The organism is Winogradskyella immobilis (assembly GCF_021887715.1).
In the GTDB taxonomy this organism is placed as follows: domain Bacteria; phylum Bacteroidota; class Bacteroidia; order Flavobacteriales; family Flavobacteriaceae; genus Winogradskyella; species Winogradskyella immobilis.
This window is the reverse complement of record NZ_JAIQXX010000007.1, coordinates 67,779-82,061: the sequence shown is the minus strand read 5'-3', so window position 1 is coordinate 82,061 and position 14,283 is coordinate 67,779. Positions and strand designations below refer to the sequence as shown.

Genomic DNA, 14,283 nt, shown 5'->3' with positions numbered 1-14,283 from the left:
AATTAATGATTCGTAATAAAAAGGTTATTTAAAGGTTAGCTTAATATTAACCAAAATTAGTTTTAGGAAACAATTTGGTAACATTGAGATTTGTTTTCTTAATAGGGTATTAGTCTAGACCTAATGAGTGTATTGGTTAATGCCTTATATTTGTTTGTCTAACTAAATAAAAACACATGAAAACCTTCTTTTCTTTTTTATTAGTAATAACAACATTGTCTATTACAGCTCAGAAAAAAACTTTAGATCATCAAGATTTTGAAATATGGAATACCATTCAAGGAACTTCTATAGCAACAGATGGGAATCATATTTTATACACTCTAGTTAAAGGTGAGAAAGACAGTCATCTCAAACTAAAAACACCTAATGGAAATCTTACTTTTGAGCATGAACGTTCAGAACGAGGACGATTTACTGACGACGGTCAATTTGTGGTGTTTACAGTAAAACCATGGAAGGATGAAGTTAAAGCACTAAAGCGTAAAAAGACTAAGAAAGCAAAACTCCCAAAAGACACTTTAGGAATTTTTGATATTAAGAAAAATACATTGTCTAAGATCCCGAATGTAAAATCGTATCAAATTCCTAGAAAATGGTCAACACATATAGCATATTTGTTAGAAGATATAAAAGTAAATAAGAAGAAAGAAGACAAGGATTCTAAAACTGAAGAAACGGCTAAAGCAGATAAAAAGAAAAGTAAAGCTAAAAAAGTGAGTAAAGATAATGGCTACCATATAGTAGTACGGACTTTAGCAACTGGTAAAGAAGATACCATTAAGTTTGTTACCGATTACCGATTTGCTGAAAAAGGAAAAAAACTAACGTATACTACAACAGGAAAAGATAAAGATACTAATGGCGGTGTTTATGTATTGAATTTAGAAAACAATAATCTTTCTGAATTATACACGGCTAAAAAAGCCAAATACTACAGCGTTAATTTTAGCGAAACAGGAAAGCATTTAGCATTTGTTGTAGATGCAGATACTACTAAAGTACAGGTGAGGCCAAATGAATTATATACATGGAAAGAAGGCGAATCTTCAGCTAAAAAAATACTAGATGCGCAATCGGCACCTAAAGGATATCGTGTGTCTTCGGACGGAACAATATCATTTTCGAAAGATGAAAGTAAACTCTTTTTTGGTTTAGCAACGCCACCTATTGTAAAAGACACAACATTACTAGATGAAGAAATTGTTAATGTTGAGGTATGGACTTATAATGAGCCAAGATTGTATACCGTACAAGAATTACAAGTTGATAACGATAAACGAAAATCGTATACAACAGCTATTAATTTAAGTAATAATCAATTAACTCAGATTGCTACAACAGATTACCCTAATTCAAATCTTGGTAATGAAGGTAATGCTGAGTACGCTCTAGTAAATACAGATTTACCATACGCGATAACGCAACAATGGGATGGAAACACAAGACAAGATTATGCAATTGTTAATACTAAAACGGGTGATGTAAAAGACAAGATTGAAGGTGTTTTAGGAAGATTAAGTTTAAGCCCAATGGCAAAGTATGCATTTGGTTATGAATTTGTAGATAGCACATGGATAACGCATAATGTTGAAACTTCTAAATTTTCTAAACTCACGGATGGTTCTGTATTTTATAACGAACTTAACGATTCGCCAAGACATCCAGGATCTTATGGCTCTGCAGGTTGGACGACCAATGATGAGACTATTATTTTGTATGATCGCTACGATTTATGGAGCTTTAATCCTGAAACAGGGACAAAGAAACGACTCACTAACGGAAGAGCAGATAAAACGGTATATAGATATCAACGTACCGATTTTGAAGAACGTTCTTTGGCTAAAGACGGTAAATGGTTATTAACTACATTTAATGAAGAAACTAAGCACTCTGGCTATGCAGAATTAGATACAAAATCTCAGAAATTAAAAACATTACTATCTGGTCCGTATCGATTTGGAAGATTACAAAAAGCGCAAAATGGCAAAGGATTAATTTATACAAGAGAATCTTTTACAGAGTTTCCTAATATTAGATACTCAGATCTAAGTTTCAAAAAAGATGATGTTTTGTCTGATGCCAATCCACAACAAAAAGACTATAATTGGGGAACATCAGAATTGGTAACATGGACATCTTTAGATGGGGTAGAATTAAAAGGAATGTTGATAAAACCTGAAAATTTTGACCCGAATAAAAAATATCCAATGATTGTTAATTTTTACGAGCGTAGCTCGGATGGGTTATACAATCATAGAGCACCATCACCAGGACGATCAACCATTAATTATAGTTTTTACACCAGTAGAGGTTATGTCATTTTTAATCCAGATGTACAATATCGTATTGGTTATCCGGGTGAAAGCGCTTATAACTGTGTTATTCCAGGAGTAACAGCTTTGATTGAAAAAGGTTTTATAGACAAGGACAATATCGGTGTTCAAGGCCATAGTTGGGGAGGCTATCAAATAGCGTATTTAGTGACTAAAACGGATATTTTTAAAGCTGCTGAGGCTGGAGCACCTGTACCAAATATGATTAGTGCTTATGGCGGAATACGTTGGTGGACAGGATTAAGCAGACAATTTCAGTACGAGCATACGCAAAGTAGAATAGGAGGCACGCCATGGCAATACCCACAGCGTTATATAGAAAACTCTCCAATATTTAATATTGATAAAATTAACACGCCACTTTTAGTAATGCATAATGATGCAGATGGACATGTGCCGTGGTATCAAGGTATAGAATTATTTACAGCATTACGTCGTTTGCAAAAGCCTTCTTGGTTTTTAAATTATAATGGAGAACCTCATTGGCCGTTAAAATATCAAAACCGAAGAGATTTTAATGTGCGTATGGCTCAGTTTTTTGATCATTATTTAAAAGGAGATCCAATGCCAGTTTGGATGAAACGCGGAGTACCAGCAATTGAAAAAGGGATCAATCAAGGGTATGAGTTAGAGCGTTCAGATAAAAATTAATTTGTATTAAATAAATAGTAAAAGTCTCTTATTTTCAATTGAAAATAAGAGACTTTTTTATGTAGAATAACTATCTTGCTTTGCATATTTATTAAGTATGAATTGGGAACAACTACTTTCGCTAAAACGCTTTGGCGATACAAATAAAAGATTACGAAAAGAACAAGACGAAACGCGTTTAGGCTTTGAAGTTGATTACGACAGAATTATATTTTCTTCAGAATTTAGAAGCCTTCAAGATAAAACTCAAGTAGTGCCTTTATCTAAAACTGATTTTGTGCATACACGTTTAACGCATAGCTTAGAAGTAAGTGTAGTTGGACGTTCTCTTGGACGACAAGTAGGAAGACGATTGTTAGAAAAATATCCGCATCTTCAAAACATTCACGGGTATCAAAATAATGACTTTGGTGCTATAGTAGCTGCTGCTGCTTTAGCTCATGATATTGGAAATCCACCATTTGGGCATTCTGGAGAAAAAGCAATAGGTGCTTATTTTAAAGATGGTGAAGGAAAATTGTTTCAAGAAAATCTTTCTGAAGAAGAATATCAAGATTTATGTGATTTTGAAGGTAATGCAAACGGATTTAAAATTTTAACAGAAAGCCGAGCTGGCCGAGAAGGTGGTTTACGATTAAGTTATGCTACGCTTGGTGCTTTTATGAAATACCCTAAAGCATCTTTGCCAAAAAAACCAACAGACCATATAGTAGATAAAAAATATGGATTTTTTCAGAGCGAAAAATTAATTTTTAAAGACGTTGCTGAAGAATTAGGTTTACACAGTAGAGACGATTCTAGTATGCGTTTTTCACGTCATCCTTTAGCGTATTTGGTTGAAGCTGCAGATGATATCTGTTATACCATTATCGACTTTGAAGATGGTATTAACCTTGGACTTATTGAAGAAGAATATGCTTTAGAGTATTTAATTAACTTAGTTAGAGATAAGATTAAAACCGAGAATTACAATGCCTTAAAAACTACTGAAGATCGTGTGAGTTATTTAAGAGCCTTGGCTATTGGCGCTTTAATTGAAGAGACAGTGGACTTATTTATGGAAAACGAAGAAGAAATACTTAGCGGTAATTTTAAAACCGGATTGTTAGATGTAAGTCGTTACAAAGCGCAAATCTCGGATATTATTGCCATAAGTATTAAAAATGTTTACCAATCTAATGAGGTTATAAATAAAGAAATTGCGGGCTACGAAGTTCTCAATGGTTTACTGAAAGTTTTCGGTAAAGCGGCATATCATAGTTATAATGGAGAATTATCTAATTACGATAAGCTTGTGCTAAAAGCTTTGCCAGAAACTGTAAAGCTAGATAATACATCTCTTTATCAAAATGTCATGGCAGTTTGTTTGTTTGTTTCTAAACTATCAGACTCAAATGCTATGCTTTTATACCATAGATTGAAAGGAAACCTTATTTAATTAAATAGCTGTAAATCAGTGATTTGATTTTTAAAATAAACACTTTATCGATAAAATTTGTTTTTTAACGATATTTTATGTTTGTTTGTTATGATATTAACCCCAAATCTACAATATCATGAAAAATAATATACTAGGAGCTATGGTTATCTTTTTTGCTGTAGTAGCGTGTTTATTAATCATAGATGATTTGTCTTATTCTAATGAAACTAAAGAGACAGATTTTAAAGCAAAAATGCAAGTTAAAGCATCAATTGAGCAAAGCGATCTCGCTACAACAGATTTAGAGCTCGAAGATTAATTGATTAATTTCTTTGATTAATGCTTCAGTATCTATGCCTATTAAATTCTGAAGCTCATTAACTTTTCCGTGTTCAATAAATTGATCAGGGACACCTAATGTCCTTATCGGAATATTGTAATGGTGCGTATTTGCAAACTCTATAATAGCACTTCCCATTCCACCAATTATCACTCCATCTTCTATCGTTAAAATAGAAGAATACTGTTTAAAGATATTGTGTAAAAGATCAGTATCTAAAGGTTTAATAAAGCGAATATCATAATGTCCTACATCTTTGTAAACATCTGATTTTTCTATAATAGAAGTGACACTATGGGCAATTGTACCTGTTGTTAAAATAGCTAAAGAATTCCCTTTTTTTAAGCATAAATTCTTCCCAATTTCAATAGATTTAAAAGATATTTTCCAATCTAATAAATGTCCGCGTCCGCGAGGGTAGCGTATAGCAATAGGCTGATTTAATCCTAACTGCGCGGTGTACATGATATTGCGTAATTCAATAGCATTTCTTGGAGAAAAAATAATAAGATTAGGAATACATCTTAAATACCCAAAATCAAAAACTCCATGATGTGTAGCTCCATCTTCACCTACCAAACCTGCGCGATCTAAACAGAAAATTACAGGCAAATTTTGAAGCGCTACATCATGTATCACTTGGTCGTAAGCACGTTGTAAAAATGTAGAATAGATATTACAAAAAGGAATTAAGCCTTGAGTAGCCATGCCAGCTGCAAGTGTTACGGCGTGTTGCTCTGCAATACCGACATCAAAAGCACGATCAGGAATTTCCTCCATCATATATTTAAGAGAACTCCCAGTTGGCATCGCTGGTGTTATGCCTATTATAGCTTTATTTTTCTTAGCAAGTTCAACTATGGTTTCACCAAATACATCTTGATATTTTGGAGGCTCAATAGAGTTAGACTTCGCAAGAAGTTCTCCAGTACTAGCATTAAATTTTCCAGGCGCATGGTATTTTACTTGATTGTCTTCGGCCAGTTTTAAGCCTTTTCCTTTGGTTGTAATAACATGCAAAAATTTAGGACCTTTAACGGTCTTTAAACGTTGCAATTCAGAAATTAATTTTGGTAAATCGTGCCCATCTATTGGTCCAGAATAATCAAAATTTAGAGCTTCAAAAATATTATCTTGTTTTTGAGTGCCTTTTTTTACGTTAGTTAAATATTGTTTTAACGCTCCAACACTAGGGTCAATACCTATGGCATTATCATTAAGTATAACTAAGAGGTTAGCATCTGTAACTCCAGCATGATTTAAACCTTCAAAAGCCATACCGCTAGCAATAGAGGCATCACCAATAACGGCAATATGATGTTTTTGGGTGTCTCCTTTTAATTTAGAAGCTATAGCCATACCTAAAGCAGCAGAAATAGAGGTTGATGAGTGACCAACACCAAAAGCATCAAAAACACTTTCTTTACGTTTAGGAAAACCACTAATTCCGTTAAGTTGGCGATTGGTATGGAAATCGGCTTTTCTTCCTGTTAATAATTTATGCCCGTAGGCTTGATGACCTACATCCCAAATTAATAAATCTTCAGGAGTGTTATACACATAATGCAAAGCAATCGTCAATTCTACAACACCAAGGCTAGCACCAAGATGACCTTCTTTTACGGCGACAATATCAATAATAGATTGGCGTAACTCTTGAGCAAGTTTAGGTAAATCATCGTTAGACAATTTTCTTAAATCAACAGGGTAATTTATGTGATTTAGAAGCGATTTTGACATATCGCAAAGCTACAATAAATGACAAACAATTATTATCTATAAATATATTTTGAATTTTTTACTTTTACAATTATGCAAAATCCATTTGACGACACCTATTTTATGCGAAAGGCACTTCAGGAAGCTGAAATAGCTTTTGATAAAGGAGAAATTCCTGTAGGTGCTATTGTTGTTATTGATGATAAGATTATTGCGAGATCGCATAATCTTACAGAACTTTTAAATGATGTTACTGCGCATGCAGAAATGCAAGCCATTACATCTGCTGCTAATTATTTAGGTGGTAAATACCTTCAAAATTGCACCTTGTATGTAACTTTAGAACCCTGCCAAATGTGTGCAGGAGCCTTGTATTGGAGTCAAATAACAAAGGTTGTATATGCTGCAAGAGATGAACAACGTGGATTTATAAAGATGAGAACTCAACTCCATCCTAAAACAAAAGTAGTATCTGGAGTTTTAGAAGCTGAAGCTTCTGAGTTATTGAAACGTTTTTTTATTGAAAAACGTAATTTAAATTAAAAACAAAAAAAACGCCCAATCATTGATTGAGCGTTGAAACCTAATAAGATATATCTTATAATACCTGCACGTTAGCAGCTACCATACCTTTTCTTCCTTCTTCTTCGTTGTACTCTACTTGATCACCTTCGCGTAATTCTACACCATTTAGGTTAGAAACGTGTACGAAAATGTCTTTACCTGTTTCTTCGTTTGTAATGAATCCAAATCCTTTTGAATCATTGAAAAATTTAACTGTTCCAGTCATTGTAATAAAAATATATAAATTAAAGTACAAAGGTAAGTGATATATTAACACGGTATGTTAATAAAAGGTTTTTTTTCAAAATATTGATAATCAGTGCTTTTTTTGTTTCTGACTTTCCCTCATTTTATCAAGATTTTCCTTAGTTAACATATAATCTTTAGGGTCTTTGTCTTTCCACCTGTAGTAAGAAAATAATGGAAAAACAATAAAAAATAGAGTAACAACTCCAAAACCAATAAGCTTTTTTGAGTATAAAAGGTCTAAAAAGAAGCCCATTAATATGAGGAGAAAAGCAATTAAAAATGTAACCCAAATAAGTAGCTTCATGATGTAAAATTAATTAATTCACGACGATAAGCTGTTAATAATTTTGATTTAGAAATAAATCCGTAATACTTATTATCTTTAATAACGGGCAAATTCCATGCTCCAGATTGCTGAAATTTTTTCATTACGCTTCCCATACTATCTTTTTCATAGAAAATATATTCAGGAGGTTTTATCATAAATGTTTCAACTGTAGTAGAATCGTAAAGCGAATGATCAAACATTACAGTTCTTATATTATCTAAAAGAATAATACCTATAAAGCTTCCATCTTTTTCAGTTACCGGAAATAAATTTCGATTAGATTTAGAAACTCCAATTTGTAACATATGGCCTAATGTCATTTCAGGATGTAGAGTGATAAAATTCTGTTCGATAACATTATCTAATTTCATAAGTATTAATACACTCTTGTCTTTATCTTGAGTTAATAAGGCGCCTTTTTCTAATAGTTCTTTGGTATATATGGTATGATCTAAAACATTTTTATTAATGATAAATGACATTGAAACTGTTATCATCAAAGGAACAAATAATTCATAACCACCGGTAATTTCTGCAATTAAAAAAATAGCAGTTAACGGAGCATGAAGTACGCCTGCTATTAAACCAGCCATTCCAACTAGAGTAAAATTAGCCTCAGAAACACTAAAATTTAAACCTACATTATTAATAACCTTTGCAACTAAATTACCTAAAGCGCTCCCCATAACCATAGTTGGTATAATAATTCCACCGGTTCCACCTGCAGCAAAAGTGGTAGTCATAGCTATAGCTTTAAATATGGTAATACCAAATAACAGACCAATAACTATCCATATATTATCTAAATATTTATCAAAAGGTGTATTCTCTAATGCATTAAGAACATTACCAGACATTAAATCGTTAATAAAACCGAAACCTTCTCCAGATAGTGGAGGAATAAAGAACAACATGATTCCAATGGCAATTCCGCCAATAATTAATCTGTGTTTAGAGGATTTTATTCGATTAAAAAGACGTGTTATTCCAAAATGGATTTTTGAAAAATAAATTGAAGAAATACCAGTTCCAATTCCTAATAAAATATAAAACAAAGTATCCTTAATGATAAATTTTTCACTAACGGTAAAATTTAAAAGGGTATCATCTCCTAAAAAGAAATACGAAGTGATTACAGATGAGACAGAAGCAATGAGTAATGGTAATAACGAAGTAAATGTTAGATCTAGACTAAAAATTTCTATAGCAAAAATAATAGCAGCTATCGGGGATTTAAATATAGATGCTATTGCGCCTGCAGCAGCGCAACCAATAAGCAAATTTCGAGTTTTTCTATCTATATGAAGTAACCGACCTAGATTTGAACTTACTGCAGAAGCAGATGCAATTGCAGGACCAAGTAAACCCACAGAACCACCAAAACCTACTGTTAATGGAGCTGCAATTAGTGGAAAATATATTTTCTTTTTATTTATAATTCCGTCCTTTTTAGATAATGCATATAGAATAGAAGGAATGGCATGTTCAATAGGCTTTTTTGTAACGTGTTTTATAAAAAGATAAACAAAGAATAAGCCTATTATTGGTAAAATAAAGAACAGCTGATTATTAGAAAACGCAATACCTTTTTCTAATAAACTTTCTATGGCAAACGTAATATTTTTAATAATTACAGAGACTAAACCAGCGAGTAAACCAATGATTAAGCTTAATAAAAAGACAAAATTCTTTTCAGAAATATGTCTATATCTCCAAATTAATGCGCGTTTTAATAAGTTAGATGTTGGCATATTTAAAACTAATAAAAAATCCTGCTAATTGCAGGATTTTTTTTAATTATGATTTTAAATTTAGTTTTAAACTTAATTCATTGAGTTGTTCATCATCTATTGGTGCAGGAGCATCGATCATTACATCACGTCCCGAATTGTTTTTAGGAAATGCAATAAAATCTCTAATCGTTTCTTGACCTCCAAGTATGGAAACTAATCGGTCTAAACCAAAAGCTATACCACCATGTGGTGGTGCGCCATACTCAAAAGCATCCATTAAAAAGCCAAATTGGGCTTTTGCTTCTTCTTCAGAAAAACCAAGATGTTTTAGCATTATGGCCTGCGTTTCTTTATCGTGAATACGAATTGAACCTCCTCCAATTTCATTTCCATTTAATACTAAATCGTATGCATTAGCTTTAACTTCACCAGGTTTAGTATCTAATAATTCTATTTGACCAGGTTTTGGAGACGTAAATGGATGATGCATGGCGTGATAATGTCCAGTTTCTTCATCTAATTCTAATAACGGAAAATCAATAACCCATAAAGGAGCAAATGTTTTTGGATCACGAAGTCCTAATCGTTCTGCTAATTCCATGCGTAAAGCACTTAATTGAGCTCTTACTTTATTTGTGTCACCTGACAATACACAAATTAAATCACCAGCTTTGGCTCCAGTAACTTCAGCCCATTTTGCTAAATCATCTTGGTCGTAAAACTTATCTACTGAAGATTTATAGGTGCCATCTTCATTACATCGGCAATAAACCATACCTAAGGCACCAACTTGTGGCCGTTTAACCCAATCAATGAGTTTGTCAATTTCTTTTCTTGTATAAGAATTTCCTCCTGGGACAGCTATACCAACAACTAATTCAGCATTATTAAAAACATTAAAGTCTTTATGCTGAGCAACTACATTTAGCTCGCCAAATTCCATTCCAAAACGAATGTCTGGTTTGTCATTGCCGTATAAACGCATGGCATCATCATAAAGCATTCTAGGAAACTTGTCGATGTCAATATTATTAACCTTTTTTAGTAAATGGCGTGTTAGTCCTTCAAAAGCATTTAAAATATCTTCTTGCTCAACAAAAGCCATTTCGCAATCTATCTGTGTGAATTCGGGCTGTCTATCTGCACGTAAATCTTCATCTCTAAAACATTTTACAATCTGAAAATATTTATCCATGCCACCAACCATAAGCAATTGCTTAAAAGTTTGAGGAGATTGTGGTAGTGCATAAAATTCTCCTTCATTCATACGAGACGGAACTACAAAATCTCTCGCTCCTTCTGGAGTTGATTTAATTAAGTATGGAGTTTCAACTTCAATAAAACCATTGCTAGACAAATAATTCCTTACTTCTTGAGTAACTTTTGCTCTAAATATTAAATTGTCTTTTACAGGATTACGACGGATATCTAAATACCGATACTTCATTCTTATATCTTCACCGCCATCAGTATTATCTTCTATAGTAAATGGAGGAATTGTAGCTTTATTTAAAACAGTTAATTCTGAAACCAATAATTCAATATCTCCTGTTGGTATATTTGGGTTTTTTGAAGCACGTTCTTGTACTTTCCCTTTGACCTGAATGACAAACTCACGACCTAATCTCTGAGCATTTTCTAAAATGTCTTTAGTTGTTTGCTCTTCATCAAAATAGAGTTGTGTAATGCCATAACGATCACGTAAATCAATATATACCATAAATCCTTTATCTCTAACTCCTTGTACCCAACCAGATAAAGTGACTTCAGTATTAATCTGTGATGCTCTTAATTCTCCGCAATTATGACTTCTATACATTGTAATTTTTATTGGCTATAAATAAGCTGCAAATTTAACATTATTATAATTATAACTGCATGATTTAAAGAGGTTGTCAGAGAAATCCTTTGATATATAGAACAACAACTATCACAACAAAAACAAATAAACTCTTAAATTATGTTAATATTTAATATTTTATTTATTAATTTGGGATAATTAATCAATTAACTTTAATAAAATGAATAAAAAACTATTTTCTAAATGGCTTTTGTTCACATTTATTTTTTTGCCGTGCTTAATATTTGCACAGGAGATAAAAGGTAAGGTGACTGATAAAGCTACAAGTGAGCCAATTCTTGGCGCAACAGTATCTGTTAAGGGTACTACAAATGGAACAGCTACAGATATAGATGGAAATTATTCTATTAGTGTAGAAACTTTTCCAGCTGTTTTAGTTTTTTCATATCTAGGGTATGAAAGGCAGGAAATTACAGTTGATTCTGCAACAACATTAAATGTTGAAATGGTAGAAGATGCCACAGCGCTAGATGAAGTTGTAATTACAGGACTAGGAACTAGCATTAAAAGAGCCAATTCGGCAAACGCTATTTCAACGGTTAGTTCAGAACAATTAGTAGGTAAAACGGCCCAGGCTACATTAGATGGCGCGTTATACGGTAAAGTAACTGGGGTTAATATCACAGCATCCTCTGGTGCACCTGGTGGTGGTTTTGCATTACGTTTAAGAGGGATTTCGTCTATTAACGGTAATAACCAACCTCTCTATATTATTGATGGGGTTTATGTTAATAATGCAGAGATACCTTCCGGACTTCGTTTTGCTTCTGGTGCAAATCGAGGGAATGAAGAAAATTCTGGAAACAGAATTGCAGACCTTGATCCTAATGATATCGAAAATATAGAAGTGTTAAAAGGAGCTTCCGCTGCAGCTATTTATGGTACTCGAGCTAATGCTGGTGTTGTAATTATTACAACAAAGAGAGGTAAATCTGGAAAAACAAATATTAGATTTAGTCAAGATTTAGGATTTAATACCATAATTAATACATTAGGTCAACGTCAATGGAATGCTGCTAATGTTGAATCTACATTTGGAGCAGCGGAAGTGCCATTATTTAATCAAGCTATAGCTAACGGTGGGCTTATTGATTATGAAGATGAAATTTATGGAGAAGAAGGATTTATTACTGAAACGCGTTTAAGCGCTCGTGGAGGAAATGAAAACACAAAATACTATGTCGGAACATCTTATAGAGATGAAGATGGTATTATTCAAGGTACAGGTTTTGAAAGATTCTCTATAAGAGCAAATTTAGATCAAAAAATATCTAATACTTTTGACCTTTCGGTTTCTTCTAGCTATAGTAGAACAAGTTCTAATAGAAGTTTTACTGGTAATGAAAATGAAGGAGGATTAAGTTTTGGTTATACACTATCTTTTACAAGACCTTGGATAAACCAATTTCCAGATGAAAACGGAAACTATCCAGATAATCCAAATTATACAGGAAATCCAATTTTTGTAAGAGATAATGCGTTGAATACTGATCGTAATAATCGTTTTATTCAAGGATTGAAATTAACAACTAAAATACTAAACACGGATAAACATAGATTAAAAGTTATTTTTAATGGTGGATTAGATTATTTAGCAAATGAAACCTATGTATATGTCCCAGAGACACATCAAGCACAGAGAGGTAATCAAAATGGATTTATTGGTGTTGGAAGAAATAATTTCACAAATTATAATTTTCAAACTATTGGAGTTTGGAATACAAGTCTATTAAATGATGATTTAGCATTAACAACCCAAGGAGGTATATCTTATTTAGAGCAACAAGCCTCAATTATATTTAATCAAGCAACACAGTTAATTCCTAATCAAACAACATTGGGTCAAGGTGCAGCTCAAGCAATTGAGCAAACAGAATCTACTGTAAGAGAGTTTGGGTTTTTTGCACAAGTTGAAGGAAATTATAAAGATCAATTAATCGGAACAATTGGTTATAGAAGAGATAAATCAACACTAAATGGTGACCCTGACGAATACTTTGGTTTTCCAAAAGCCTCTTTAGCTGTGAATTTGCATAATTTTGATTTTTGGGATAGCAACGCAATTAATCAATTAAAATTTAGAACTGCATATGGTGAAACAGGCTCATCTGCAGCATTTGGTTCAGCTTTTACAAGTTTAAACCAAGTTTCTATTGGTTCTAATGGAGGTTCTTCAATTTCTGCATTGCGAGGTGATGCTAATATTGACCCAGAAACGTCTCAGGAATTTGAAGTTGGTATTGATGCACGTTTATTCGATAGATTTAATGTAGAGTTAACTTATTATAACAGAGATGTAAACGATTTAATTTTAAGTAGAACACTACCAACGTCTTCAGGTTTTGGTACGGAAACTACTAACCTGGCAGATTTAGAAAATTATGGTTTAGAAGCAGCAGTACGATTTGATGCTTTTAATAATGATAATTTTTATTGGAATACAGGAATTCAATTCTGGTTTAACCGATCAGAAGTAACACGTTTAGAGGTTCCGGCATTTCCACAACCAGGAGCTGGTTTTGGACTTGGTTTAGGAACATTCTTTATAGAAGAAGGTTCACCTGTAACACAACTTGTAGGTAATATTGATGGAACTCCGACACGTGTTGGAGATGTTGAACCTGATTTTCAAATGTCATTTAATAATTCATTTACATTATTTAAAAATTGGGACATATCATTTTTACTACATTGGAAAAGTGGAGGAGACAACTTAAACTTATCTCGTTTATTGTCTGATTTGGGTGGTTTAACACCTGACTTAGATACCCAAGCAGGACAAGACAGAACCGCTTTAGGTTTTGTAGCAACACGTTTTGTGGAGCCTGCAGGTTATTTAAGATTAAGAGAATTAGCTACTTACTATAGGCTTCCAGAGAGTGCTTATAGTTGGTTAGGAAAAGATATTAGTGGAGTAAAATTAGGTTTGTCAGCACGTAATTTATTTACAATTACAGATTATACAAGTTATGACCCTGAAACTTCTGTTAATGGTGGCTCTGGTTTATCTAGTGGAATAGAAGTAACGCCGTTCCCAAGTGCTAAGCAATTTTATTTTCACTTAAACGTTAATTTTTAAAAA

Annotated in this window: 10 protein-coding genes; 5 read left to right on the top strand and 5 right to left on the bottom strand. The window is 32.9% G+C overall.

Annotated features, from left to right (window positions below; translation table 11 throughout):
- The first annotated feature begins 176 nt into the window (after nt 1–176).
- The 3 genes from K8Z87_RS07130 (at nt 177) to K8Z87_RS07120 (ending at nt 4,726) form a co-directional block, all read left to right on the top strand.
- Entirely contained in the window at nt 177–2,987 is a 2,811-nt protein-coding gene (locus tag K8Z87_RS07130; RefSeq protein WP_227476802.1) for a S9 family peptidase, read from the top strand.
- A 97-nt stretch (nt 2,988–3,084) separates the two neighbouring features.
- Nucleotides 3,085–4,425, top strand: a complete 1,341-nt coding sequence (locus K8Z87_RS07125) for a deoxyguanosinetriphosphate triphosphohydrolase (RefSeq protein ID WP_227476801.1) — start codon at nt 3,085–3,087, stop codon at nt 4,423–4,425.
- Nucleotides 4,426–4,543: 118 nt separating this feature from the next.
- Nucleotides 4,544–4,726, top strand: a complete 183-nt coding sequence (locus K8Z87_RS07120; RefSeq protein ID WP_227476800.1) for a hypothetical protein — start codon at nt 4,544–4,546, stop codon at nt 4,724–4,726.
- On the opposite strand, the gene dxs is transcribed toward K8Z87_RS07120, so the two are convergent.
- The gene (gene dxs / locus K8Z87_RS07115; RefSeq protein WP_227476799.1) at nt 4,709–6,487 is read right to left on the bottom strand and encodes a 1-deoxy-D-xylulose-5-phosphate synthase; all 1,779 of its coding nucleotides are present in this window, start codon (nt 6,485–6,487) and stop codon (nt 4,709–4,711) included. The two genes, K8Z87_RS07120 and dxs, sit on opposite strands and share 18 nt — an antisense overlap.
- A gap of 72 nt (nt 6,488–6,559) precedes the next feature.
- Here dxs and K8Z87_RS07110 point away from each other — a divergent pair, with 72 nt between their 5' ends.
- Entirely contained in the window at nt 6,560–7,009 is a 450-nt protein-coding gene (locus K8Z87_RS07110; RefSeq protein WP_227476798.1) for a nucleoside deaminase, read from the top strand.
- 55 nt (nt 7,010–7,064) lie between these two features.
- Here K8Z87_RS07110 and K8Z87_RS07105 read toward each other — a convergent pair whose 3' ends face one another.
- From K8Z87_RS07105 to aspS, 4 genes are all read right to left on the bottom strand, one after another.
- Entirely contained in the window at nt 7,065–7,256 is a 192-nt protein-coding gene (locus tag K8Z87_RS07105) for a cold-shock protein (protein ID WP_227476797.1), read from the bottom strand.
- Nucleotides 7,257–7,346: 90 nt separating this feature from the next.
- Nucleotides 7,347–7,583, bottom strand: a complete 237-nt coding sequence (locus K8Z87_RS07100; protein WP_227476796.1) for a hypothetical protein — start codon at nt 7,581–7,583, stop codon at nt 7,347–7,349.
- Nucleotides 7,580–9,358 carry a chloride channel protein gene (locus tag K8Z87_RS07095; protein ID WP_227476795.1) on the bottom strand — a complete coding sequence of 593 codons (1,779 nt, stop codon included), beginning with the start codon at nt 9,356–9,358 and terminating at the stop codon, nt 7,580–7,582. The genes K8Z87_RS07100 and K8Z87_RS07095 overlap by 4 nt, the downstream gene beginning before the upstream one ends.
- A 46-nt stretch (nt 9,359–9,404) precedes the next feature.
- Nucleotides 9,405–11,159 carry an aspartate--tRNA ligase gene (gene aspS, locus K8Z87_RS07090; RefSeq protein ID WP_227476794.1) on the bottom strand — a complete coding sequence of 585 codons (1,755 nt, stop codon included), beginning with the start codon at nt 11,157–11,159 and terminating at the stop codon, nt 9,405–9,407.
- Between the two features lie 202 nt (nt 11,160–11,361).
- Between aspS and K8Z87_RS07085 the strand changes: the two genes are divergently transcribed.
- Nucleotides 11,362–14,280, top strand: a complete 2,919-nt coding sequence (locus K8Z87_RS07085; RefSeq protein WP_227476793.1) for a SusC/RagA family TonB-linked outer membrane protein — start codon at nt 11,362–11,364, stop codon at nt 14,278–14,280.
- The last annotated feature ends 3 nt before the right edge of the window (nt 14,281–14,283 follow it).